Source organism: Pseudomonas protegens (assembly GCF_003732485.1).
GTDB lineage: Bacteria > Pseudomonadota > Gammaproteobacteria > Pseudomonadales > Pseudomonadaceae > Aquipseudomonas > Aquipseudomonas protegens_B.
On sequence record NZ_MOAK01000073.1, the window covers coordinates 167442 to 192926 of the forward strand.

16 protein-coding genes and 2 pseudogenes are annotated in these 25485 nt (G+C 48.0%); 12 read left to right on the forward strand and 6 right to left on the reverse strand.

Features of this window, described 5'->3' with window-relative positions; genetic code table 11:
- The 5 genes and pseudogenes from BLX41_RS35710 to BLX41_RS19020 form a co-directional block, all read right to left on the reverse strand.
- A pseudogene (locus tag BLX41_RS35710) lies at positions 1-155 on the reverse strand (transposase); the annotation flags it as partial.
- Between the two features lie 494 nt (positions 156-649).
- Positions 650-898, reverse strand: a pseudogene (locus BLX41_RS35715) (autotransporter domain-containing esterase); the annotation flags it as partial.
- 461 nt (positions 899-1359) lie between these two features.
- Positions 1360-2307: a fimbrial protein gene (locus BLX41_RS19010; RefSeq protein ID WP_123726127.1), complete on the reverse strand. Its 948-nt coding sequence runs from the start codon at positions 2305-2307 to the stop codon at positions 1360-1362.
- Between the two features lie 287 nt (positions 2308-2594).
- A complete protein-coding gene (locus tag BLX41_RS19015; RefSeq protein ID WP_123726128.1) occupies positions 2595-3053 on the reverse strand; it encodes an ANTAR domain-containing protein in 459 nt (152 codons plus the stop codon).
- 37 nt (positions 3054-3090) lie between these two features.
- A complete protein-coding gene (locus BLX41_RS19020) occupies positions 3091-4299 on the reverse strand; it encodes an EAL domain-containing response regulator (protein ID WP_123726129.1) in 1209 nt (402 codons plus the stop codon).
- 1683 nt (positions 4300-5982) lie between these two features.
- Here BLX41_RS19020 and BLX41_RS19025 point away from each other — a divergent pair.
- The 9 genes from BLX41_RS19025 (at position 5983) to BLX41_RS19065 (ending at position 20087) form a co-directional block, all read left to right on the forward strand.
- Positions 5983-6537: a fimbrial protein gene (locus tag BLX41_RS19025; RefSeq protein WP_123726130.1), complete on the forward strand. Its 555-nt coding sequence runs from the start codon at positions 5983-5985 to the stop codon at positions 6535-6537.
- Positions 6538-6600: 63 nt separating this feature from the next.
- The gene (locus BLX41_RS19030) at positions 6601-7329 is read left to right on the forward strand and encodes a fimbrial biogenesis chaperone (RefSeq protein WP_185073675.1); all 729 of its coding nucleotides are present in this window, start codon (positions 6601-6603) and stop codon (positions 7327-7329) included.
- Between the two features lie 86 nt (positions 7330-7415).
- The gene (locus BLX41_RS19035; RefSeq protein ID WP_185073677.1) at positions 7416-10028 is read left to right on the forward strand and encodes a fimbria/pilus outer membrane usher protein; all 2613 of its coding nucleotides are present in this window, start codon (positions 7416-7418) and stop codon (positions 10026-10028) included.
- 206 nt (positions 10029-10234) lie between these two features.
- Entirely contained in the window at positions 10235-10906 is a 672-nt protein-coding gene (locus tag BLX41_RS19040) for a response regulator (protein ID WP_123726133.1), read from the forward strand.
- Entirely contained in the window at positions 10884-14375 is a 3492-nt protein-coding gene (locus BLX41_RS19045) for an ATP-binding protein (RefSeq protein WP_123726134.1), read from the forward strand. Before BLX41_RS19040 ends, BLX41_RS19045 begins: the two co-directional genes overlap by 23 nt.
- A gap of 321 nt (positions 14376-14696) precedes the next feature.
- Positions 14697-16493, forward strand: a complete 1797-nt coding sequence (locus BLX41_RS19050) for a DUF1302 domain-containing protein (RefSeq protein WP_123726135.1) — start codon at positions 14697-14699, stop codon at positions 16491-16493.
- 12 nt (positions 16494-16505) lie between these two features.
- Positions 16506-17864: a DUF1329 domain-containing protein gene (locus BLX41_RS19055; RefSeq protein ID WP_123726136.1), complete on the forward strand. Its 1359-nt coding sequence runs from the start codon at positions 16506-16508 to the stop codon at positions 17862-17864.
- A 10-nt stretch (positions 17865-17874) separates the two neighbouring features.
- The gene (locus BLX41_RS19060) at positions 17875-19098 is read left to right on the forward strand and encodes a serine hydrolase domain-containing protein (RefSeq protein ID WP_185073679.1); all 1224 of its coding nucleotides are present in this window, start codon (positions 17875-17877) and stop codon (positions 19096-19098) included.
- A gap of 2 nt (positions 19099-19100) precedes the next feature.
- Positions 19101-20087 (forward strand): helix-turn-helix domain-containing protein, encoded by a 987-nt coding sequence (locus BLX41_RS19065; protein WP_123726137.1) that lies wholly within the window; start codon positions 19101-19103, stop codon positions 20085-20087.
- A 343-nt stretch (positions 20088-20430) separates the two neighbouring features.
- On the opposite strand, the gene BLX41_RS19070 is transcribed toward BLX41_RS19065, so the two are convergent.
- Positions 20431-21333: a helix-turn-helix domain-containing protein gene (locus BLX41_RS19070; RefSeq protein WP_123726138.1), complete on the reverse strand. Its 903-nt coding sequence runs from the start codon at positions 21331-21333 to the stop codon at positions 20431-20433.
- A gap of 1130 nt (positions 21334-22463) precedes the next feature.
- Here BLX41_RS19070 and BLX41_RS19075 point away from each other — a divergent pair.
- The 3 genes from BLX41_RS19075 to BLX41_RS35720 all read left to right on the forward strand — a co-directional run.
- Positions 22464-23012 (forward strand): fimbrial protein, encoded by a 549-nt coding sequence (locus BLX41_RS19075; protein ID WP_123726139.1) that lies wholly within the window; start codon positions 22464-22466, stop codon positions 23010-23012.
- 352 nt (positions 23013-23364) lie between these two features.
- A complete protein-coding gene (locus tag BLX41_RS19080) occupies positions 23365-24069 on the forward strand; it encodes a fimbria/pilus periplasmic chaperone (RefSeq protein ID WP_123726140.1) in 705 nt (234 codons plus the stop codon).
- A gap of 89 nt (positions 24070-24158) precedes the next feature.
- Positions 24159-25485, forward strand: a 1327-nt coding sequence (locus tag BLX41_RS35720) for a fimbria/pilus outer membrane usher protein (protein ID WP_311197552.1), incomplete at its 3' end; no start/stop codon positions are given.

Below are 25485 nucleotides of genomic sequence, written 5' to 3' on the forward strand. Positions count from 1 at the left end.
GGCTGCGGTCCTGATACAGCTCAAAGGAATAACTGGTTGGCATTGATGCGGTTGCGCCGAGCCACCACCGACACGCCTTGTCCTGGCTCAAGACTCTCGCGAACCATGGCCAGCTTTTGCTCCGGGCTCCAGCGGCGCCGCCGCTCCTGGCCCAAAAGCCCCCACTCTTATCGTTGCTGTTAGTCATAAACATAACCGTTTTCCTATCCTTATCGTAAGGGGGAAACGGTGTCCTGTCTTTCATGGGGTTCGTTCACAGACCAATTATCCACGTTGAGTCAGTATCCAATCTGCACGTGACCGACCAGTGGTGTCCGCAGGTCTTTGGCCGCACTCTTCAAATGATTTCAAGTACCACTTTTTACTTCGGTCCAGACTCGATTTCGTATGCGTTCGAGTGGTAGCGGCAGCGGCTCAATAGGAAATAGTGTGGACATGACTTCTTTGCTTGGATAGATCATCGGATTAGTAAGATGTTTCTGGTCCAACAGTATTGTGGCATCCTTATTAGAGTTTGGGGGGGCGCGAGATAGTTGGATATATTGGCAATGTTTTCCGGGCGCAATAGTAAATTAATTAACTCCTTACTAGGTTCGAAGCTTTGCGCATTTTTGAGAAGTACAAGATTTTCTATCCAAATTGGCGCAGCGCCAAGCAATTGTGTCATGTTGGAGGAAAAGTATTCTCCGCTTCCCGCTTGATAAATGGGACCGGTCCGATTAGTGAATCGTAGAGTGGAGCCAGAAGGGCCCTTTAGGTCAGGAACCTGGCCAGCGTCACTCATACTGTCACCAAACACCAAAAAGTTGGAATAAGGAGAGGGTGAGGCTATTGCTGTGAAGCAAGACAGCGAGATGATAAAGCTCGCAATAGACGTGTTCGATTTTTTGAGGGCCATGGTTATTCCTGTATTTATATTTATTGCTCACATGCACCCGTTTTGTGGCTCTTAATAGGCTGTTTAGCACGGACCCAAAATCGCAATAAGAATTCGGGTGATTTTTAAATAGGAATTCGGGAGGTTTTGAGTAGGAATTTAGGGGGGCGGCCATCGGTGTCCAGGGAAGCAGATGGTGCCTTTAGCAAGACAGTTGCAGGTCGATGAGCCGCATTCAATCGGCAGAATTCGCTTAGGTTTGTACTGCTGATCCAGTCGAAGTGAAAAGTTTTATAGTCGCCACTAGTGGTGGGTAAACGCTGGAGAAGTATTTCAGCACGTCTACTCTCATAAAGGTATATGCGATTTTATGTGCAAGGAAATTTTATTGTTGTGATTGAACTCGCCTTGAGGAGAGGTAAAATGATATAAGTGTCTAGTGGTTTGGGCCTGCCTTTTTATATATGGTTGGTGAGTGGGTTTTATTTGTAGTCCATCGTGAACGTTAAAGATGTATTGGCGCTTCCGGCAGTGATGTTACTTTCCGTTCGAATGTAGGCAGCCTTGAGCGCGATGTTAAAGTCTCCACCGGCTGTTGTATTGGCAACTAGTTTTTTTTCTGTTTTTAAGGGGAGCGGATTGTTGCTATTGTCTAGAATCTGAACGGCTACCCCTTTGGCGGTGGATGTGCTATCCAGTGCGACAACTCCGGCATGGTTATCCAATATGGCTGTCGTCGGATCAAACCGGTAAGTAATTGCCTTGAAAGGTGGGCAGTTCCTAAGGGGGATATTAAATGCTACTGGAGGCGCCAAAGTGTACTGTCCCGATGGGAAGTCGGTTATTTTTGTTTTTCCCATATTGACAGGGGGAGGACTTGCAATCTGGCAGGTGGCGTTGGTGATTTTTATTGGGTTTGATATCTTGAAAATTATGATTTCAATACTATCTGCTTTATACATGCCGACAGTGCCTGCAGGAATTTCCGCATTATCGGCTATTTGGCCGATTTTATAAAGATCTAATGTTAGAGATTGCCCATTAAAGCCTGATGTTCCATTAAGAGCCCTCGGGTAGTTAAACAACTTCCCCGCGGCAATACTTACTTTGAATCCAAGTCCGGTATTTCCTATAGGTTGGGGAGCTCCCGGAGCTGCGTCTGCTCCAAGCATGTTTGTCAACCCATGGAAACCAGGGCTACAGGTATAAGAAGCACTTCCTGGCATCAGTATTGGTTGCGAAGAGTAGATCGGTGTACTGGTACTGATATTAGCATTTCGCGCAAACGATAAGTCAGGGATTGTATAGGTAATAGTTTGAGTAGATTGCTTGCTGTCGAAAAATTTACATTCTGCATTCACCATCTGTTGAGCTCCACAAGCGCTCAGCATCAAAAAAGCTATAAAATGGATCTTGAATTCTTTTTTCATGGGAGCGTGTTTTCCGAATTTGATGGCTATAATTAATTTATGTTCTGGCTACGTGATGTAGGGCATAAAAAATAACGTGACTATAGCAAATATAGATTATGGAGCAGAACCCCGGACGGCAATAGGAATCTAGCTGGTTTTTGAGTAGGAATTTAGAGCGGGGTATATCAACCATAAGGTTCAATGATGTTTAGAGTGATATAGTTCTTTGGTAAATCAATTGTAGAGCGATAAATCGCATTCGTTACCTTGAAGCTTCACTGTAGATTCGGCCACGGTGAAGAGCTTCATGACTCGCTGTCGGTGATAAGCAAATGCTGGGGGTGTACTTCAGTATAGCCGAGAACTCCTGCCGGGCTATTTATGTCCATCAATTCAACGGACTGCATAAATAGATAGAGGGAGAGAGCGCCAGGCAGCTCGGTTGTGATAGACACCTTTTTTGACGAGCAGCGTGTATCTTTAATGCCTGACTCTACACTGGGGTATCGCAAGATATATCGAGCATTGAACGAACCGTTATTACTGCCATAAGATTTGGAGTCCTGTGTTGATGCTGGCAATTCCTTTGCAATAATCAGTACATCGATCTGGCAGGATTCTACTCTGGTTAACTTGAGAGTTTCCTCGTGTGTAGTGGCAGTGGTTATACGGTAATAACCCAGCTGGTTCAGACTCCTTTCGATATGCATCTGATGCTTAAAATTCGGATCTGCAATCAGAATGCGGAAATCCTTCATTTTCATCGATTTGCCTCTTAACAATTATTCATTATTCCTGGAGTTAGGCGGCATAGGCCAAGAATTGATTCAATGGCATAGGACGGGCGAAATAAAAGCCTTGCGCAATATTGCAGCCCAGCTGTGCAATACGCTCAAAGTCTTCTTCTGTTTCAATACCTTCGGCGACAATACTTAAACCCAAATCTTGAGCCAGGCTAACGGTGTACTGCAGGATTTTCCGGGCTAGCAGGCTGGTACGCGCTTGGCGAATACAGGATTGATCAATTTTCAGCTGACTGAAGGGGATTCTTGCCAGCCGCTGTAACGAAGAAGTCCCGGTACCGAAGTCGTCAATTGCACAAGGAAAGCCACGCAGGCGCAAATGCCCAATAACGCCGGCTAGGGCTGGCTCCTGTAGCTCGCAGGTCTGCTCGGTCACTTCGATGCCCAGTTGATGCGGCTTGAGGTTTGCTTGGGCCACGCCCTGAGCGATATCTTCTGCCCAGGAAATGGTATTGGCCACGTCTGGTGTAACGTTCAAGGCCACACTCAGGCTTGAGTTGTTCAGTTGATGCAGTGCATAAATGGTCTGATCAAGCATTTGCTTCCAGAGAGCAGACCGAAGCGAGGGGGAGTGGAAACGCTCCAGAAAATAGGGCGGGTTCAGAATGCCATGAGTCGGGTGCTGCCATCGGGCGAGGGCTTCGGCCCCACATAATGCGCCATCAATGACGCGATGCTGCGGTTGGAAGTAGGCCACCACCTGCTCCAGGCACTTGTCAGTCGATAACTCATTACAGTTCGAAGCAAGCGAACGGTTACTGTAAGCGCCAGGTTGAATAACCGATAAAGGAAGATTTATCAGACTGGCGATATCAAAGGCCTGAGGTGAGCCTGAACTCAACAAGACACTGACGTCTTTGAACCACGCATAATCCCTGACGGCATCCGCGACATGGGGATTATCACTATGGCTGAGCAAAAGCCGAGCACGTGTTGCCCGAGGTTGTTCGGCCAAGGCATCGATCAACTGAAAGCCGGTTATTTCCTGCATGTCCAGCGGAGCAACAATTATGTCCCAAGGCTGGCGCTTGATAAAAGATAAAGCGGATCCGTCACGATATTCACGACAAATCCAGCCTGGGAAGGTTCGAGAAAAAATATCGATTGCTTCATTTCTGTACCTCGGGTCTGTGGAAATGACGAGAGCTTTAAGTGGGGGCATAACACATGGTGCTCGATAGTTAATAGCCACATTGGCGGCGATCATGGGATACCTTCGAGAGTCCTGCCCTTAGGTAATGTTGATTTATACTGGCTATCGCGCGAAGAACGTCTCCAGTTCTAAGGGGCGCGATAGTTTTTACAAATGTTGAAACCGATTCTCTCTACAGTTGATAGAGCAGACGAGCTGATTTATAGAACATTAATTGCAAGAGGTTGCTTGTTTGTAATTTGGCGTGAACGTCAAAGAAGTCCTTAATTGGTCTGGGCTTGACGAAAGTCGCCAACTTAACCTGGCGTGTCATTGAAAAATTTTATGAAATAAGCACAAAATTCAGTAACTCTAGTTGGGCAAATAGCAGCTTGTTGTTTACAGCAATGAGCTGGTATTCGGTGCCTCGGGGTAGATGTTATAGCTTGTGTCATGGATGCATTATCTTTACCGGGTTCGCTGCGGGGTAGTACCGAGTATCCTATTTGTCAATAGGAATTCTCTGACTGGTTTTCTATAAATGGCTCCTGTTGCTGGAGGGTGGGGCTGCGACCTCGAGAAAAAATTGAGTATGCAGGTCATGGGATCATTTAGTAGGTCGCGGCTTGCCGTAGACATGCGAAAAGAGCTGTGTAAGCGCAGTTAGTGCAAAACCAGCTCCTGCATGCGGAAGTCATGATCCAGGGGCATTTCAAGGTCAAACATTCATATCGGATGATCAAATGCAATTCGGTTGCTCGAAGCCCGGAGTAGAACAGCAGAGTAGCTGCGGCGCAATTAGAACTTTTGCATCATGGATAACAGCACTGCGTTTGTTGATGAAGGTAAAAGAAGCGCGTGGATGTGTGAGGTGGCAGTTTTGAGCTCCCTAGAGTGGATAATTAACTTAGAAATAAGCGGATGAGGTGATCGCCTTTGGTCGAACTGTTACTTTGAGTTAGCAATGTTCAAGCCTATATCTATATTGATGTTGAAGTCCTATATTGCGGTGTAGCTTCATATTTATTTATCGAATCAAAAGTCTGAGCATTGCTCGTTTTTTGTTTTGGGAATATTGTCGGTGCAAGAGTATTTGCGATTGTAGCGCTTCTTTTTTCTTGTGCTGCATATATGGCTGTGTTCTCGAAAATATTGTGTGAAATTGATATGGGTCGGCAGTAAAACTTAAGCCAAGAGATGTCATCAATATGATTTTGGTCAGGTGTTTTTTTGTCATTAGGCTGTGGGGACAATATCATGATATTGCTAGGAATATTCGCCCCCCCCCCCACACACACCCACACCAAGCATACGTGCTTTCTTCCTGTCTATATGGATTTCGTATTGTTGGCGATGGCTCACTGTGGGAGCAGCGCTGATTGGCTTTGAATGGATTTTTCGGTGGGGCGAGGGTCCTGGTTATCATGCTGTCCATGTTTTGATCCGCATGACATGCGTCGCGAAAATTGCCGCACTTATTTTGAGATGATGCTGTAGTTGTCATACCCTGATTTCGGCCTTTATGTGATGTTGTTCGGAGCTTGGTTGTATGCCTTGTTTCTGTTGGTAATTTAAGTTTCAGTAGGAACAATCCTATTTGAAAATAGGATATTTAGAGTTGGCTTAATAGGAGGCCAAGTGCTCGAAGTCCTGAGGGCGAGGACGCATAATTTCTCCGTCGCCGTCATGGGGCTGAAATCTGCTACTGGCAGTCCGTCATTATAATTACCTGCATTGCGGGTGTATGGAATTAGGGTTATGAAAAAGAAACTTGGCTGTTCTTGCTTGGTGGTTGCCGTTGCTACCGGGATTCTCTCTCTGTCGGTGTTTGCTTCCGATGGTACGGTGAATTTTACTGGTGAGGTCGTTAACAATACTTGCGCTGTGACTAACGGTGGCGCGGGTAAAACCACTCAGGTTAATCTTGATAAAATCAATGCGTCATCGCTTGCTGATGTAGGAAATACGGGTGGTTTCAAACCTTTTACTATTAGTGTCACTGGTTGTAATAAGGAGCTGGCTGGCCTTGTTAAGGTTGGCTTTGAGTCTGTTGGTGCTGGTGTGGAAGCAGCAGTTGGTCGTATAAAAAATACTAATGCTGGCGGCGCAAAAAATGTTGAGCTGCAATTGCGAAATCTTGATAACACAGTAATCAAGATTGGTGATAATAGCACTGTAAATGGAGTGACTTTTGCTGCAGGAACTGCTCCTAAATCTGCTGATATGACTTATTATGTTGGTTATTATGCAACAGGTGCTGCAACTCCAGGGCAAGTAAACGGTAGTGTTACTTACTCCATTATTTATCCTTGATGGTCTTGAGAGGGAGGCGTGGCCTCCCTTTCATGTTATTTCCCAGTTAGGGAGTGCATTGTTGTGGGTGATATTTGGCGTCAAATTCTTGCAGTTTTTTTTTCCGGCCTCCTGCTGAGTCAGTTGGCTCATGCTTCTATCATATTAAACGGCAGTCGAGTGATTTACGAGGCTGAAGAGCGTGAGGTCAATGTCAAGGTTAGTAACGTGGGCGTTCAGCCTGTTGTGCTTCAGTCCTGGATTGATAGCGGAGAGGTAAGCCAGGATCCTAGTTTGCTCAAAGTGCCTTTTTTGTTAATGCCGGCATTGGCTCGGGTCGAAGCGGGGCAGGGGCAAACTCTACGCTTGACCTATACTGGAGAACCGCTTCCCGCTGAGCGTGAATCTGTGTATTACCTTAACGTGCTGGAGATTCCGCCAAAGGGGTCGGCGGCAAAGAACGATAGCACGCTTCAGTTGGCTTTCCGTACCAGGGTCAAGCTGTTCTTTCGTCCGAAAGGGCTAGCGGGTAGCGCCTCCGACGCCCCATCAAAACTTGTCTGGTCTCTAAAGCAGAGTGGGCAAGGTTGGGTGGTACGGTGCTCGAATCCTAGTGCTTATTATGTGTCAATGAGTGAGATTTCTCTGGTGGAAGGCGGCAGTACGAAAAAGATCGGCGAAGGAATGGTTGCTCCAGGTCAGCAACTGGACATTAGCTTGAGTGGCCGTCCTGCCGGAGAAGTAAGAATTGAATACAGCAGTATTGATGATTATGGCGCGATTCGTACTGGGCGCTCTTCGCTGAAACCGTAAACTCCAATTCATTTGAAAGTATTTTTTGCCGGTTGCCCGGTAGCGGAATCCTTTTGCCTATTTATTGGTCGCCCATGAAAACTTTCATGTACTCATCCGTGTCTTTGAAAATAAAAAGCCAGGTGTTTTCACCTTTGTTGATTGTGCTATGCCTGGCTCCTTACCATCTTGTCTGGGCGATTGAAGAGTATGAGTTCGACTCCACGTTCCTCCAGGGAGGGACCAATGCTGCGGAGTTGCAAAAGTTTTCCAAAGGTAATTTCATTGCACCGGGCAAGTATCAAGTAGACATTGTCATTAACCAAGTTGCCGTCGGGCGCGACAATGTCGAATTTCAGGCGATGCAGAGCCAGGAGAGCGCCAAGCCTTGCCTAACGGTTGATGTATTGGATCGTGCTGGTCTGGACCTGCTCAAGATTTCTGGAATGGATCTCAAAGATCGGCAGGCGTGCGTCGATCTTGCCAGCAGGATTGTCCCCTCTTCAGTGCATTACGATGACGGTGAGCAGCGTTTATTGCTCAGCGTTCCACAGGCTTATCTGCGGCGCAGCATCCAAGGTTATGTCGATCCCTCGCAATGGGACAGCGGCGTTAATGCCGGAATGCTTAACTATAACTACGGCAGCTTTTACAGTAGTACTCAGCAGGAAGGTGTACAAAACTTTCTGGGACTCACGGCGGGGGTGAACGTGGCTGGCTGGCGACTACGCTCCCAATCGAATTTCGATTGGAACAGTCGCGTACGCCATTGGCAGAACCGTAATACTTATGCGCAGCGAGAAGTTCAGAGCCTCAGTTCACAATTGACCCTTGGTGATTTCTCTACAAATGGCAATTTGTTCGACTCGTTTTCGATGCGTGGCGTGCAAATAGCCAGCGATGAGCGAATGTTGCCCGACGCTCTGAGCGGGTATGCGCCAATTGTGCGCGGGCAGGCCAATAGCAACGCTAAGGTCAAGATCACCCAGAACGGCTATGTGGTCTACGAGACGACGGTGGCGCCGGGGCCCTTTGAAATTGATGATCTATATCCATCCGGATACGGTGGGGACCTGGAAGTCAGCGTGACTGAAGCCGACGGTCAGGAGCGTAAATTTCGCGTGCCTTATGCCTCGGTCGTACGAATGTTGCGTCCGGGCGCCCAACGTTACAGCGCCGCTCTGGGGCAGTACCGAAGCGGCTTTGATACCGGTAGCAAGCGTATGGTCGGACAGTTGACTTACGAGCGCGGGCTGAACAATACGTTTACCGGATATACCGGCATGCTGGCAGCAGAGGGCTATACGGCGCCTATGGTCGGAGTTGCAATGAACACCAGCTTGGGAGCGTTCGGTTTGGACGTTACACACGCCAGGACCCAGGTCAGCCCGGAGGGCGAGAAAGGTACATCGACCGGCCAGAGCGCGCGCCTTTCCTATAGTAAGACTTTGCCGGAAACCGGTAGCTCGGTGTCGATTGCGGCCTACCGCTATTCCACTAGTGGCTTTTATAACCTGGCTGACGCCATGCAGGCATTGGACGGTATAAATGCTAAGGACTGGCGAGACGCTTTTAGCGACCCTAACTATCTTGACGGTTCGACGTCGCTCTTCGAACGTCGCGATTTTGATACGACCTACAAGGCTTCGCGCCAACGTAGCACCTTGCAAGCAACACTGAGCCAGTCGCTGGGGGAGCATGGATCGATCTACTTCAATGGTATCGCCAGTAACTACTGGAACCAGAAAGGTAAGTCCTTGCAATATCAGGTAGGCTACAGTGGCAGCACTCGTTACTTCAATTACTCAATCTCCGCCATGCGCTCGACTAATCAGAGCGGTGAGCGCGACGATCAATTGGCCGTGACGTTCAATATCCCATTGGGCGGGACAATCAGTACTTCCTCCAGTGTTACATTCAATAAAAATGGTACTGGCCTGCAGGGCTCGGTTGGCGGTTCTGGTGGCTCCAACAACGAATATGATTGGGGTGTCAGTTCGAACAAAGACGAGCAAAGTCGAAAGTCGATCAGTTCATACGGTAACTATAGAGGCGGCATAGGTACCCTTAGTGCCTCCGTTGGTAGCGGTACCGGCTACAATCAGGCGTCATTGGGGGCCTCTGGTTCTGTGGTGCTTCACCCTGGGGGAGTCACCTTTGGTCAGCAGGTCAGTGAGACCTTTGGAGTGATTGAGGCCCCGGGGGCTGCCGGTGCGTCCATCACTTCCCAGTCAGGGATTAAAGTCGATGAGCGGGGTTATGCAGTTGTCCCTTATTTGTCCCCCTACAGGCGCAATACACTTGATATCGATCCTCGAGGTATCTCCGACGATGTCGAATTCACCTCCACCACCCGAAGCGTTGTGCCTCGAGCAGGGGCAGTTGTCATCGCCAAATTTGAAACAGTGACGGGACGGGCAGTGGTTATCGATTTGCAACTTCCTGCCGGGACAAATGTGCCTTTTGGCACTGAGGTACTATCGGCGAACGGCGCAGTGGCCGGTGTAGTCGGGCAAGGTGGGCGGGTCATGGTCAGAGGGGTCGAGGATGCTGGCACGCTCATGGTGAAGTGGGGAGAGAGCCAGGCTCAGCAGTGTCAGGTGACCTATGCATTGCCGCCGGCTGAAAAAAAGGCGTCGACAAGCCGCTTTGAACGGTTTAGCGCCCCTTGTATTCCTGGAGGTTCAAATGAGCGCGTGGTTGCCCAGCAAATTCGCTAACCAGGAGAGTGAGGATAAAAAGGGATCGAGACTGTTTAACCGTGACGTACAAAAACTGTCAAATCAGTCGAGTGCTATACTGATTTCGTCATTACTAAGGGCGGTGCCGGTGGGCGTAGCACTGTCCTTGGCCTTTTAGTTCGGCAGCCTCGAAGTGCACCGAGCAGTTGCACTTTCTGGTTCGCTAACCTTTCAGGTAACTGATCATGAGCTTCAATCAACAACTGTCATCTATCAAAAATATCGTAGTCGCTGATGATCATCCCGTTGTAGTACTGGGTATAAGGAAGCTTCTAGAAGAAGCGCCCGGACTTCATGTCGCTGGTAGTGCAACCTCTGTCAGTGAACTTTTCAGTGTCCTCGAGCAAACTGACTGCCATGTACTTATTTGCGACTATTCGTTTGATGCTCCTGATCAAACGGACGGTTTGCTATTGCTTGAGCGCATTCGCAGATTGCATCCGGAGATCTGCATCATTGTATTAACCGCCCATGATGACTTGGTGATTGTGCAACGAGCCATGCAATTGGGCGTGATGGGTTTTCTCAGCAAAGCCAGTTATGAACTATCAAGTCTGGTGTCGGTAGTCTATCGGGTACTTGAAGGGGAGCGTTATCTGGATCCGACCACATCAAAAATGCTTCTGCAGCATGTCATGACTAGTAATCTTTCAACACCGGCACTCTCTAGCATGCAACTGACGGCGCGGGAGCTTGAAGTGGTCCGGCTGTTTACCCGTGGCATGTCGGTTACCGAAATTGCCCGGCACACTCACAGAAGTATCAAGACAGTTAGTACTCAAAAAAAGAGAGCCATGATAAAACTGGGCGTAATTAATGACGTCGGTTTGATCAATGCATCTAAAGAAATTTTTTAAATGCCTGATAAAGGGCCAAGGGATGGATGAAAGATGTTTTACACCTGGAAGGTTGCTGCATCGTTTACATTCGACCTCTCAGGACTTTCCAGGCATCTACCATCGTCGGCTGCTGATAGGGGCGGGCATTGCCGTAACTTTTGCGGTTTTGGGGGCGACGCTCTCAGTATTCACTCTACAATTGACTAGTCTTGCGGCTGAGTTTGAGCGTGAGTTCAATAGTGAACAGGAGACTATTAAGGTTTATCGAGATAAATATTATAAGAGTTTGATGCTAAGTGTTAAAAGCTATGAGTTGCATAAAGAGCACCCAAGATACCACGGGTTGGATATGCCCCGGTATAGGCAGTTGTTTGACCAAGGCGGAGGGCTCCTGACTATCCCTGTTGAGCCAGTAAATAGGGTTCTGACAGTCGTTTCTACTGACAACGGTTCGGTTTTCACTGAGCGGTTAAAGATGACATTGGCATTGATGAAGACTCCTTTACGCTTTCAATTGAATAAAGGTTATGGGCTAAGGGTATTTATCTATTCGACCGACCGACATTTTCTTGCCAGTTGGCCGCCTCTGCCTGAGGCTAAGATGCAACTGATCCGCAAGGAAGGACGCCAAAGTTTCATTGAGCAATCTGTCATTGCTGTTGAAGCAGCGATCGAGCGGGTTCCTCCAGCAGAAATGCAGGAGCAACGTATAGTTTGGCTCGACACTCGACGGTCGCCGATCACGGGAGAATGGGTCTCGCAATTTGCTGTGCCAATTTATGACAATGAAAAACGTATTGCAGTTGCGGTAGTCGAAATCCCGATCGATCGATTTGCTGCCCTGTTTCAAAACGCTCGCCCTATATACAGATTCTTTGTACTGTCTCGGGATCTGAAACATGTATTTGATGTTCAATCCCTTGATAAGCCAGAGAAAACCTGGGTAAGTTTGATACCCCGAGTTATCAGTAAGTACGGTGAGGATGACCCAGCATATGATGATTATGAAATACCTGCGTGGAACTTGCTTGATGGTGTGCGTCCTACGCATATAAATATGCACTGGGAATATTTTACATTATATATATATCAACGTATTGCTGGGCCTGATTGGTTTGCTGTCTATGTAATTGATTGGCGGACATTGATGGAAGAAATGGAGGGGCGTTTATTTTATTTATTTTTAATAGATTTGATTATACTGTTTCTTTTGTGGGGGGGGGTGATCTCGTTTGATCGTATGGTACTTGTTCCTCTGGTCACTCGGGCCAAGCAGGTATATGAAGGCGAAGCGTTCAACCGAGTGGTCCTGGCTACTGCGCCAGTGGGGCTTATTGTTTATGAGCTGGGATCAAATCTTGTCGTGATGCAGAATGAAATGGCCCGTGAGTTGCTTGGTGCTAAGGATGGAACGGACGAAGTATATAGTAGTTTGATTAAAGATCTGTCTTTTGCGGCGGGCGAGGCTTCAAAGAAGCGGCCCATGGAGATCGGGGTAGTTAATCATACCGAAATACACTTGACCGCAAGCAACGGCATTAGGCGCGAGTTGGCGGTAGACTTTGCCAGAGCTAATTATCAGCGGCGCGAGGTTGTAGTCCTCGGTCTTACCGACATCAGTGACCAAAAGTCGGCGTTTCGCCTGCTTGAGCATGCGCGCGAGACAGCCGATCAAGCCAATCAGTCAAAATCTATGTTTTTGGCCACTATGAGTCATGAAATCCGAACACCTTTGCACGGTGCTCTAGGTAATCTGGAACTATTGGCAATCGAACATTTGACAGTGCGACAGCGAGAACGTGTCTCAACCATTCGGAGAGCATTTGATACCTTGCTATTGTTAATTAATGACATTCTTGATCTTTCAAAAATAGAAGCCGGCGAGTTGCGTCTGAATGAAGAACCATTTCGCCTTGATGAACTAGTAGAACAGTGCGGTCAAACTATAATTCCGCTTATTTTAGAGCGTAATGTCCGTTTTTTTTGTCTTGTTGACCCTTACCTTGCAGGAGTCTGGTTGGGGGATGGGCATCGAATCAATCAGCTTTTGATGAATCTTCTGAGCAACGCTCGCAAGTTCACTGACCGCGGAGCTATCACCTTGCGCGCACTTCTGTTAGATGCGAATGAGGAAGGACAAAGAGTGCGCTTTTCCGTGAGTGATACAGGTATAGGTATTTCCTCTCTACAATTGAAGAGGATCTTTGAACCTTTCGTACAGGCCGACAGTAGTATCGCTAGTCGATATGGGGGAACGGGGCTCGGTTTGGCATTGTGCAAAAGAATTGTGGACTTGATGGCGGGTGAAATTACTGTCGATAGCCTCGAAGGCGAGGGAACGATTTTCACAATCACCCTGCCTCTGGTTCGTCATCACGAGGATACTCCAGAGGCCCAGGTAATCACTAAGCCACTGTTTCGTAGTGCCGTTGTAGTTTGTGATTCGTTGCTTTGGCAATTTAACCTGATGGCGCAAATTCAATATTGGCTGCCAGATATTCAATTGGTCAGCGCTGAACTGGATGCACCAGTGGCCGCCCATGATGATCAATCGATCATTGTGTTCTCCACGTTCTGCCACGATATTCCTGAGGCGTGGAGTGAGTTTCAAGATACTTACCTAGACCGTTTGGTGCTATCCGGGGATGGACCTCTTACCCCTGAGCGGCGTAATGATTCCTGGTACTTGACCTCACTCTCGTCATCCCGCCTCAAATATGCGCTTACCCTGTGTGGTCGACATAATTATATAGGCCTCCGTTCACCGTTCAATCCGCACCGTGCACCGCATCAGAGGGAGGATGTGAAGTTTTTGGTCGCTGAAGATGATCCGGTGAATCGCAAGTTAATTCAGCACCAGTTGGCTGCACTTGGTTATGATCGAGTGGATATCGTTGAAAATGGCAGGGCGGCGCTTGATCTGTGCCGGGCCAACACCTATGACCTGGTTATCACCGATCTGGGGATGCCGATCATGAATGGGCAGACCTTTTTGACCGAGTTACGCCGACACAAGATTGATGTCCCGGCAATTGCCTGTACGGCAGAAGCTGCCGGGGAAATACAGGCTAAGTTGTCGGGCTTCGCTGATATTTTGCATAAACCTGTCAGTCTGGATCGTTTAAGAGGAGCGATCGAAGGGGTATTAAAACTTCCAGTTTCAGCTGTAGCGGTCCCCGCTGTCATTTCTCGGTTGAGCCCTATCGACAAGCAAATGCAGGAGCTTTTCTTGGCTGGCTGGGAAGAAGAGAAGGCAAATCTTCTAGCGGCGCTAGATATGACTGACAGCAAGCGGTTTTTGGCGCGTCTGCATCGTCTGAAGGGCGCGTTATTGGCATTGCAGGAATCCGATTTGGTGGTCGATTGTGACCGCTTGAAGCTGCTGGTTGAGGCGCAGGGTATCGAAGCGAGCCAGGAGGTAGCGCAAACGTTCTTTGTGAAGATGCAAATACTAACGGAGGACTACCGACGGGTGCTTTCTGTCTGACTCAAATTGTTGCTGTTAAATTTGCAGCATCCCTGATGCGGGAAGCGATTCAACGGACTTTTTACAGTCATGTCATGCGTCTTTATTCTGGGACCACCCTCTGTCTCGATAAGTTTGATTTGATAGTGCTAAAAAAGCAGGATATATAGCTCTTTAGATATAAGGCGCAGGAAAAACTGCTGGGAGGAGTGTACAGGGCTGGTGTGGGGTAGAGGGCGCGTCCGGAATTTCCTGAAATTTGTCCGCTTCTCTTCTAGCTCATGATTGCTGTCAATGTTGTTATTTGCCCAGTGAGAAAATCTCTTGAATGAGCTGATAATAATGAATAAATCCTCTGCAATTGTCCTTTCATGGGGTTTGTTGAGTGCCCCCTGTGTAGTACTCGCTTTCCCTTTTAATACACCGGTAGAAGGGCTTGATGCATCCTTGGATAGCACTCTAGACTATTCGGCCATGTATCGGACCGCAAAGCCCGAACGTATCATTAGTGAGGGGCGGAATCTTTTCGACAATACTAACGATGGTAGTGAATATTACTCGCGAGGGTTGGTGGCCAGTGAGTTTAAGATTACATCGGAATTGAGCCTCAAGTATGAGGATGACGGTTTCTTCATTCGCGGCAGTGCCTGGTATGACACTCAGCTAATGGACCATCCACCCAGCGGAGGTGAGTTCGCAACGCATAACAGCGACAGTGCTCGTAAATATCCGTCCGATTTGCGTAACCGGCTTGGGCATGGTACGCGGCTATTGGATGCATATGTCTACAGCAACCGTGAGATCTATGATATGCCCGTAAACTTGCGGCTCGGTAGGCAAGTTATCAACTGGGGTGAAGGGATCTATTACGCTGATGGTCTTAACGTAGTCAATCCCGCCGATGTAGGGCGTATTGTGCTGCCCTCTGCCAGTCTCAAGGAAGCACTCCTGCCAACCAACATGGTGTCTCTTCAGGTCGGGCTTAGCGACAGCTTCAGTATGGAAAGCTTTTATGGGCTGGAGTGGAAGGCGAATCAATTGATGCCCACCGGTGCCTTTCTCAATAATACCGATGTGTTGGGTAAAGGGAGTCGAGGTGCTATCGCCGACTTACGTAGCGAGCTGGCAAGCGAGGAAATTCCAGCCAGTTTCGTGCCGGGTGTAAACGGCGAAGACGGTATTGTGGCTGCGTCGCGTTATGGGAAAGAACACAAAGCCCACGATAGTGGGCAGTTTGGGGTTGCGTTACGCTACATATCCGAATCCTTAAATAATACAGAGTTCAGCCTCTACTATCTCAATTATCACAGTAAGGTGCCATTTGTTTCATTGCATCCGGGAGCCCCTTATGGTTGCAGCCAGGGAGGCGGTGGAAAATTTGCCAGTTTGTGTGGGCTTGCAAATAGTTTGGCTCCAGAATACATACCATTGGTCGATGGTCTGGAGTTGCTCGACCAAAGCCGTTACGATCTGATCTACCCGGAAAATATCCGCCTGTTTGGTTTCACCATTTCCGGCAATATCAATGATACCAATCTGGCTGCAGAGTTGACCTATCGTCCCAATGCTCCATTGGAGTCCTCGATGACCGATGAGATTGAGCAATTGGTGAGAGGCGCATTACTCCAAGGGGGCGGCAGTGGTGCTCCGATCGAATTGGGGAGTTTCGGTGTTGCAGATAATCGGCCAATTAACCTCTATCGCCGCGGAGAGCTATATACCAGTTCATTATCGGCCATCCATACCTTCGGCCCTGCTCTAACGTTGGACGGTTTACTATTGGTAGCGGAGGTCGCTTCCAATTATGTTCCAGGCAGTCTGACTAACAGTTCGAGCTACCATTACCTGTCCCCGTTCTCCTGGGGGTATACCCTGAACTTCAGTGGTACTTGGGAGAACGTTGTGAAGGGGATTGATCTGATGCCAGGATTTACATTCCGTCAGGATGTATCGGGCACGTCTCCTGCGCTGAACGAGAACTTCATACAAGGCCGCAAGTCTTCCACGATCGAGTTGGGTGCGCGTTACAGTGAAAACCTTAGTGGCAAGCTTAGCTACACTGCTTTCTGGGGCGCACGTAAGGAAAACTCGCTGATTGATCGCGACAACCTCGCCCTGAACCTTTCCTATTCTTTCTGATTGGATATCGCCATGAAACGCTTCCGTCATCCAGCGGTCGGCGCGCTGCTGTTCGCCCTGCTGCCTCTCACCACATATGCCAAGGTTTCCTCCGAGGAGGCTAGCCGTCTCGATAATGAGCTCACACCCTTTGGTGCTATCCGTGCCGGCGACACAGCGCTAGGGATACCCGTCTGGACGGGGGGGCTGCAGAAAGCTCCCCCGACCTTTGCCGGCGCTGGACACTTTGATACTGACCCTTACGCTAGCCAGCTCCCCCGGTTTGTTATCGATGCTCAGAATCGGACGGAGTATGCCGGATCTCTGAGTGACGGCGTCCAGGCTCTTTTCGCAGCTTATCCGGACAGCTTTCGCATTCCGGTATACAGCAGCGAACGCAGTTTTGCTGCGCCACAGGAGGTCTATGCCAATACACGACTCAACGCAACCAATGCCGAACTTGCCGAAGGTGGAAACGGTTTCATTCATGCCTATGGCGGCATCCCGTTCCCCCTTCCAAAAAATGGCCTTGAAGCGATCTGGAATCATATAACTCGATGGCAGGGGCGCTACTTCGATGAGGTTTCGTCAACAGCGCTGGTTCTTCCAAATGGGGACTTCTCTACTTATCGTGAACGTAATCAACTGCTCTCCAATTACTACTCGGCCGATCAAAACTCCAGCAGCCTGGACAACATATTGTATCGCTATATGAACCAGGTACTGCCACCTTCACGCAATGCTGGAGAGACTTTGCTGGTGCACGAAACCATCAACCAGGTCGAGGCCCCACGAATGGCCTGGAACTACTTTCCAGGCCAACGCCGAGTTCGGCGTGCGCCTACGGTGGCATATGATAATCCAGTAGATGGTTATGTCAGTGACGATGCTGACATGTTTAACGGAGCTCCCAACCGCTTTGAATGGAAGTTGCTGGGCCGCAAAGCGCTTTATGTGCCTTACAACAACTATCGGCTGAATCAGCCGGGGCTGACGTTTAACAATATCTTAAAGAAAGGGCATATCAACCCTGATCTCACTCGCTGGGAAATGCACCGTGTGTGGGTAGTGGAAGCAACGCTCAAGTCAGGTGAGCGGCATGTTTATGCCAAGCGCCGTTTCTATCTGGATGAGGACAGCTGGAACATTCTCATCGCTGAAAACTACGACAGCCGTGGTCAGTTGTGGCGAGTCAATCTGGCATATACCCAGCAGGCTTATGAGGTGCCAACCATTACCACTGACATGATTGTCTATCACGATCTGATTAGTCGCGACTATAGCGCCTTGGGTCTGCGCAGTCAGGAGAAAGCCCCTCGCCAATTTCCGCAGGAGGCTCCTGCCGATAGTTACTGGCAGCCTGCGAATTTGCGTCGAATGGGAACGAATTGAGGTCAACTGAATGAATAGCTCTTATCCTAAGCGGCTAGTGCTGATCTCTGTAATGATCGTATTCTGTATATTGATGATTTTCGTAGGTCGCAAATCGCTACGGATTTGGCAAAGCGATACACTCTTTGAACGCGAGAAAATTGTTGAGAACTTTCGGTCTATGCCCTTGATGTTCGACGCGCTGACTATTAAACGTTCAGGAGAACCACTACCCCTCGGCGTATCACCAAAAAACCTACCGGCCTATTTTGAGTTTCAAGGAAAAAAAATTGGTATCAATGACTGGGTTCGAGAAAGCGGTACTACTGGTCTATTGGTTGTGGCAAATGATCAAATAGCTTTCGAGGAGTATTACCAGGGCAATACTGCTCAAACCCAGGCTATCGGTTGGTCTGTCACTAAATCTTTCATGTCGCTGCTGATCGGTATTGCGCTCAAAGAGGGCGCAATCCACAGCTTGCAGGATCTGGTGAGCCAATATGCGCCAGTGCTCAAGAACAGTGCCTATAAAGGCGTCTCACTGGAAGATGTTCTAGAGATGTCCTCTGGAGTTGTATTTGACGAGGACTATTCCAATCCCAAGTCGGGCATCAACCAATTAAGCATAATCATTGCGCTGGGAGGTTCTGTCAATAATTGGGTCTCTGGTTTAAAACTGGCAGAGGCGCCGGGGCGCAAGCACAATTACATTAGTGTAGATACTCAGGTCTTGGGCATGGTTCTCAAGGGCGCAACAGGTAAGGGGCCTGCAGAGTATATGCAGGAAAAGGTATGGTCCCGGTTGGGGGCCGAGTGTGATGGTAAATGGCTCACTGATGCGTATGCTACCGAGCTCGCTTTTGGTGGGCTTAACCTGTGCCTGAGAGACTTCTCTAGGCTTGGCCTGCTCTATTTGCATAATGGTCGTAATCAGGCTGGTGAGACTATCGTGGATGAGCGCTGGGTAAGAAGATCAATTACTTCGCAGAAAGAGCACTTACTGCCGGGACGCTTTCAAGAAGAAGGTCAACCGAGTCTTGGCTATGGATATCAATGGTGGATACCGCAGGGTAATGAAGGAGAGTTCATGGCGATAGGTGTGTATGGCCAGTTTGTTTACGTCAACCCACGACGAAGGGTGGTCATTGCAAAAAACTCTGCCTATGCGGACTACAATCAAAATGGTGTTCTCATGGAATATAAGACACTGGAAGCTTTTCGTGCGATTGCTCGGAAAATAACGTCTGGCAGGTGAATATGCAGATTGAACCCATATTTGATTTCGATTGGCGTCCTTTGCAGAACTATCTTAATGATCGGGGAGTGGCCTCGCCAGTGCTGTCTCTGACTAGGGGAGAGGAAGTACAATTACCTAGCGAGATGTTGTACAACTGGATTGTCAAGCACGCGCAGGCACCAGAAGCAGGCTTGCAATTGGGGCGCTACTACCATATATCCGATTATGGCGTGGCAGGCCTGGTTCTGCTTAGTGCCGAGCGTGCTGCCGATGCGTTTAAGGTTATCAGGGCCTACGTTCAACTATTTAATCGTGATATTGCGGATATTCGCGTCAGCAACGATATACATAACCAGATGCGCATTCTCATCAGTCTGAATCAATTTCCTGGTTGGACGGCATTGGAGCAGCAGTTCCATGCCAATGTTGTGGCTTCCGCCTCCCACAAACTGTTGTACGATTTGTTCGGTGGAGCTTTCAAGATATCGGGTCTGACAATGCCTAGATATTTGCCGAACGGTTTCGACTATTCCAGTTTTTTTGGATTTCCGGTTAGGTTGCGTGGCAGTGATATTGTATTCCACTTCCCTAGAAGCCAGCTTGATCGCCCACTTCCCACGGCCAATCCAGCTGTTTTTCAGTCTACTCTTTTACTGGCCAGTGAGAGCTTCAATAAGCTGCTAGAGGCAGAAATGGGAGGTTTAAAACAGCGCATCGTTTCTCTGCTCGAGTCACTGCCGGGACTTTATCTCGATATCCAGGCTGTCGCTTATCAACTGAAGATTACAGAGCGAACATTGCGACGGCGGCTGGCTTCGGAAAACAGCAGTTTTCGTCAGATACTGGATGAAGTACGACAATCAAAAGCAAAACAGTTACTGCAGACTCAGTTATCAATAAGCAAGATCAGTGAGCAGCTTGGCTATTCGGATGCTTCCAGCTTTAGATATGCCTTCAAGCGTTGGACCGGGCAATCGGTCGCTAATTTCAGAAAGTTAAATCCTTAGGTGAGCTTCTGCTGTTGGAGGCATATGCAGAGAGTTGAGTTTTCTGGTATCGGCAAACGTCTGTTTCAGGCTCTATAAGGCTCTTATCTCGACATTGTTCTATCGATGAGCTTGAGGGTACTAGCTTTCGTCACGGTTTCTAATATTGTGGGGGGTATAGGGGGCGGGAAAAGCCATACTACAAGATTTTCTGTTGAAAAAAATCAATAATAATTATTTGTTTGCTATGGTGATTTCCGGGTCTGTATAAGACGGTGAAAGACAGCAGCAGTACAAACGGGTCATATTGAGTTTACAGGCTCGGCCTCTGATGAAAGGTCAGCTTGAGACCTTGTTCGCTAATTTATATCAATGATTGCCGCTTTCTGAACTCGATGGGTGAGACGCCCTTGTTTTTTTTGAAGGCGTAGCTGAATTGCGAAGCACCCTGAAAGCCACAGGCTAGTGCAATGTCTATAATCGGTTGCAAGGTATGTGTCAGCAGTATTTCAGCTTTTATAAGGCGCCTTTGGATGATGTACTGGTAAGGCGTAAGGTTGAAAGAGTTTCTGAACAGACGAATAAAGTGAAAGGTACTGATCTGCGAGAGCTCAGCGAGATAGGCTATCTTTATTTCAGTGTCCAAGTGCTCTTCAATGTAATCTGAGAGCATGTTCTTGAGGTGTTTCGATAAAAAGGCTTGTCCGCTGTGGCTGCTTTTAGTTTGAAGCTGGGTAGAGTAGGAAAGTATCGTTAACGCCAGTGTTTCCTTAAGCAAAGGCGAGTCGGTATTGACAAACTCACAGCAGGCAGTGGCCAGGAATTTATCCATTATGTAAAACTTGGCCTTGATTTGGAACATGTTACGACGGGATGGTATCAACGAGATAAGGTCGTCCGAAAAACTTATCGTAGTCAAACGTATTGGAGGACCTATATAGGTAGATATGTATTCGGCATCCTTGGGTATAAGGTCCATTTTGCCGCGTAGTAATCCCCGTCGGTAAATAGGTTTGCCATTGAGCGTGCCATGGCCTCTCTTGTTTTCACCATCTTCGAACAAAAAAATAGTATGTTCGCTTCTCGCGACCTTAACGTTGTGATCGCCCTCCACCGCTATGCGGTCAGTTCTGCCAAAAGACCATTGGGTGGAGTGTGTGACAAGTTTACAGTCGGAGTCATAGATAATCCCTGCTAAATCAAGTGCTCTGGCATTAGGGTGATATCTAGTCTGATTGTTCTCTTGTATGAGGTTTTTTTTTCTCATGGGAATCGTTCCTAGTGCGGCAGAGACGGAAAGCACCTTTAATCAGGCCGAAATGGGATTTCATTTGGTATTCAGTCTAAATGGCTTGTTTTTAAGTTTTTCTATGGCATGCATTTTGGGGGGGCTAGAGAGAAATAGAAGAATTGACGTACGGTATCTTAATTTAGGGGGCAAGTTGTGCTGTAGGAGCGTCTTGGATGCGTCCTTTGTTTGTTGAAATCCATAGTGACGGCCTTTGAAAATTACAGAGGTGGGTTCTGGTATCATTGGATCAACTGAAGTGGCAATGACGCCAACTGTCGAATCTAGCGAGGCGGTGTATCTGGAGTTTCAAAAATAATAGTTCGAGTAGCCTAGACTGTGGTAATCCATCTGTAGGTCGTGTTTCTCAATTGTTAAGTGCTGCAGAAAACCAATAAAATATTATTGAAAAAATTATCCGTGCCTGGTTCTTTGGGAGTAAGGCTAATGCTGGCCACTGCTGGGTTTTTGAAATGGTAATGCTATTGACTAAACCTCCTCTTGCACCTTAATTATTTCAGGGCTGCTAACGAAAGCGTATTGCCGATTATCCTGTTTTTTTTTGGGAATTTTCTTAGTCGACGAATAGGAATAATAAAGAATGCAGTGTGCAGGGGGGGGGGCGCACTGATGGCATAGCAGCATGAAGTTTATGTTTCTGCTGGATTTTTATGGTTTCAAGTTCTGTACCCAATGCGGCCCTGTTGCTGCAGGATTCGTAAAGTAATATCGGTGGTCTGGAGAGCTTTGGCTAAAGCAGTATTTATAAAATTTTCGCAGTTATTATAAAGTGCCTTTCTACCAAGTTGGTAATATTTAGACACAGCTTGGCATTAAAACGACTCTCATATAGGGCGAGAAGCCTGGTTCGGCTTTTTTAGCATTCAAGAACAGCTTGGTGCTGTAGCGCAAGTTTGTGTTGGCGATGAGTCCAGGTTGTTCGTTGATTATAGAGAGTCGGAAGCCATCTGTAGGAGCATGTCGTATCTCGGCTAAATTTATGTTGGGGTATATGAATGCTATCGGCAGTTTCAGAATCAGGGGTGGTTTACATTCGATGCTGTGGCTGTCGCTTTAATTGAAAAATAAATTGTTGAAAGGAATGTGCTATGAAAGTCAAAGGTTCGGCAATCATCATGCTATCAGCTCTGTCTCTGGGAGCTATGCAGGTCCATGCTGCTAGCGTTACTACTAACGGCGGTGCAGTGCACTTTAGAGGAGAAGTTGTTAACGCCGCTTGCGCGGTTGATGCACAGTCTATTGATCAAACTGTTCAATTGGGTCAGGTGCGTACTGCAAAATTGACTAAGGATGGGGAAACCAGTAACGCTGTTGGGTTCCATATTCAGTTGAATGGCTGTGACAACACCACGGTCAAAAAGGCAGCCATTTCTTTTTATGGCACTCCTATTAATAGCGCTCACAAAGATATTCTGGGGCTTCAGGGGTCCGCGGGTGGTGCGGCAGCCAATGTCGGCGTACAAATTCTCGACGCAAGCGGAAATGCGGTACCTGTGGATGGTAGTGCCATTGCTGGTCAACTGGAACTTAGTGAGGGCACCAATATTTTTCCATTCCAGGCACGCTACTACGCAACGGGTGTTGCCACCGCCGGTAATGCTAACGCGGATGTGAACTTTAGAGTTCAGTACGATTAACTAGCTCGTCAAGCAGGGAGAAGCGGCCAGGGAGACAGTGATACTGAGAATGTATCGAGCCTGGCTGTTTCCCTCTCCCCGCGACGTCTTTTGCACTGGCGGCTAATTATTGGACGGGCATCATCATTAGGTCTTGTCATGTTCAATTGAGAGGCCGAAAGATAATGACCGATATGGCCAGACAAATTATTGGTTTCATTCGTCAGAGGGGGCAGACATTGTTCTTCTGATATTCATTTACTGCTGGACCCACGGCCTGCAGTAGTGCCGATGATCTGCTCATCCTTCAAAAATACTACGGAGGAGACCGGCCGGAAGCAGATGTCAGTGACAGCAACAAAAAGGTGAAAGTGTGATAAAAAAAACGGCGATAACTCCCTGCTTATTAACAGTATTGCTAGCAGCATCTGTAACCGGATATGCAGCCGGCGCCGCGGCAGGTGTGGCATTAGGCGCTACTCGGGTGATCTATCCAGCGGAACAGAAACAAGTGCAGCTAGCGGTCACCAACAATGAAGAAAAAAGTACTTATCTTATTCAATCCTGGGTGGAAAATGCTGCTGGCCAGAAAGATGGAAGATTTGTGATTACTCCTCCACTTTTTGCTATGCAGGGAAAAAAAGAGAGCACACTGCGGATTATTGATGCAACAAATAAGCAGTTGCCTCAGGACCGAGAAAGTCTGTTCTGGCTCAATGTCAAGGCTATTCCGTCGATGGATAAGTCAAAACTGAGCGAAAATACATTACAGCTGGCGATTACTAGTCGTATCAAACTTTACTACCGGCCGGCGAAGCTGGACTTGCCTGCAGACCAGGCGGTGAATCAACTACGTTTTCGCCGCAGTGCGAACAGCTTGCTACTGATCAATCCGACCCCCTACTTTCTGACTGTTACGGAACTCAGGGCGGGTCTCCAAGAGTTGGAAAATGCGCTTGTTCCGCCAATGGGGGAAGTGTCTGTCAAGTTGCCGCTAGGTTCTGGCAGCGAAATCAGTTACCGCACCATTAATGACTTTGGGGCACTGACCCCACAAACGAATGGTGTGACGCAGTAGGCCAAGTGGGGCTGATACAGCCCATAATCTGAGCGATAAGAGGAGCCAGATTCCGGACGATAGAGTTGCCGGAAAAAGGAATTTCATATATGAAAAAAAATAACTGGATTTTGTTGGGGTTGGAGGAATGCCTATGTAAACGTTATCTGTATAGACTTCGTTTTGCTTCGTTATCTCTAGCCTGTTTCATAACACTACCAACTTTTTCTGCGCGGGCAGAGCTCTATTTCAATCCTCGATTTTTATCAGATAACCCCGATGCGGTGGTAGACCTGAGTGCATTCGAAGGGGGGCAGGAAGTCCCTCCGGGTAAATACCGTGTTGATGTTTATCTGAATAACGGGTTTATGAACACTCGTGATGTGATCTTTAAAGCAGGGAAGACAGGGCATGACTTGGTACCTTGCTTAACCCGTGGGCAATTGTCCGGTATGGGAGTGAATACCGGGGCTGTGCCTGGAATGGATGAGGGGGGGGGGGATGCGTGCGTGCCATTAGCCGACCTGATCAAAGATGCCACAACTGAATTTGACGTTGGTCAGCAGCGATTAAATTTGACCGTGCCGCAGGCCTTTATGGAAAATCAGGTGCGCGGCTATATTTCGCCAGGGTTGTGGGATCATGGTATCAATGCTGGTTTAATCAATTATAATTTTACCGGTAGCAATGCCCGTCTTGATAGCGGTGGAACTACAAACTATGCTTACCTGAGTTTGCAGAGCGGGATAAATGTAGGCGCATGGCGGTTACGTAATAACACAAGTTGGAATTATACCGACGGCGGTGGATTATCAACTTATGAAAATAAATGGCAGCACATTAATAGCTGGCTTGAGCGTGATGTTATACCCTTCCGCTCGCGGCTAACGCTAGGGGATCGTTATACCAGCGGTGACGTTTTCGAGGGTATCAACTTCCGTGGTGTGCAGTTGGCGTCCGATGAAAACATGCTGCCAGACAGCCAGAAAGGTTTTGCGCCGGTGATCCGCGGAATTGCGCACGGCACAGCACAAGTGTCTATCAAACAGAACGGCTATGAGGTTTACCAAAACACGGTTCCACCTGGGCCTTTTACCATTAGTGACCTCTATGCGGTAGGAAGTAGTGGAGATCTGGAGGTCACCATTAAGGAGGCCAATGGTAGCGCGCAGGTCTTTACCGTACCTTATTCTTCTGTCCCGCTCCTGCAACGAGAAGGCTATACACGCTACTCTTTGAGTGCGGGTGAATACCGCAGCGGAGTTGAGGGGCAAGAAAAGCCAAAACTCTTGCAAAGCACTGTGTTACATGGTCTATCGGACGGTTGGACATTGTATGGCGGTACACAACTGACGGACCGTTACCATGCATTCAATCTTGGTGTAGGCAAGAACATGGCTGGCCTGGGCGCCATTTCGCTGGACATAACCCAAGCAG

Bases quoted from the DNA above. Each gene is read 5' to 3' on its own strand.
- BLX41_RS19070 (WP_123726138.1), bottom strand. From the start codon at position 21,333: ATGAGAAAAAAAAACCTCATACAAGAGAACAATCAGACTAGATATCAC.
- BLX41_RS19040 (WP_123726133.1), top strand. From the start codon at position 10,235: ATGAGCTTCAATCAACAACTGTCATCTATCAAAAATATCGTAGTCGCT.
- BLX41_RS19015 (WP_123726128.1), bottom strand. From the start codon at position 3,053: ATGAAAATGAAGGATTTCCGCATTCTGATTGCAGATCCGAATTTTAAG.
- BLX41_RS19060 (WP_185073679.1), top strand. From the start codon at position 17,875: ATGAATAGCTCTTATCCTAAGCGGCTAGTGCTGATCTCTGTAATGATC.
- BLX41_RS19035 (WP_185073677.1), top strand. From the start codon at position 7,416: ATGTACTCATCCGTGTCTTTGAAAATAAAAAGCCAGGTGTTTTCACCT.
- BLX41_RS19075 (WP_123726139.1), top strand. From the start codon at position 22,464: ATGAAAGTCAAAGGTTCGGCAATCATCATGCTATCAGCTCTGTCTCTG.
- BLX41_RS19025 (WP_123726130.1), top strand. From the start codon at position 5,983: ATGAAAAAGAAACTTGGCTGTTCTTGCTTGGTGGTTGCCGTTGCTACC.
- BLX41_RS19045 (WP_123726134.1), top strand. From the start codon at position 10,884: ATGCATCTAAAGAAATTTTTTAAATGCCTGATAAAGGGCCAAGGGATG.
- BLX41_RS19050 (WP_123726135.1), top strand. From the start codon at position 14,697: ATGAATAAATCCTCTGCAATTGTCCTTTCATGGGGTTTGTTGAGTGCC.
- BLX41_RS19065 (WP_123726137.1), top strand. From the start codon at position 19,101: ATGCAGATTGAACCCATATTTGATTTCGATTGGCGTCCTTTGCAGAAC.
- BLX41_RS19055 (WP_123726136.1), top strand. From the start codon at position 16,506: ATGAAACGCTTCCGTCATCCAGCGGTCGGCGCGCTGCTGTTCGCCCTG.
- BLX41_RS19010 (WP_123726127.1), bottom strand. From the start codon at position 2,307: ATGAAAAAAGAATTCAAGATCCATTTTATAGCTTTTTTGATGCTGAGC.
- BLX41_RS19020 (WP_123726129.1), bottom strand. From the start codon at position 4,299: ATGATCGCCGCCAATGTGGCTATTAACTATCGAGCACCATGTGTTATG.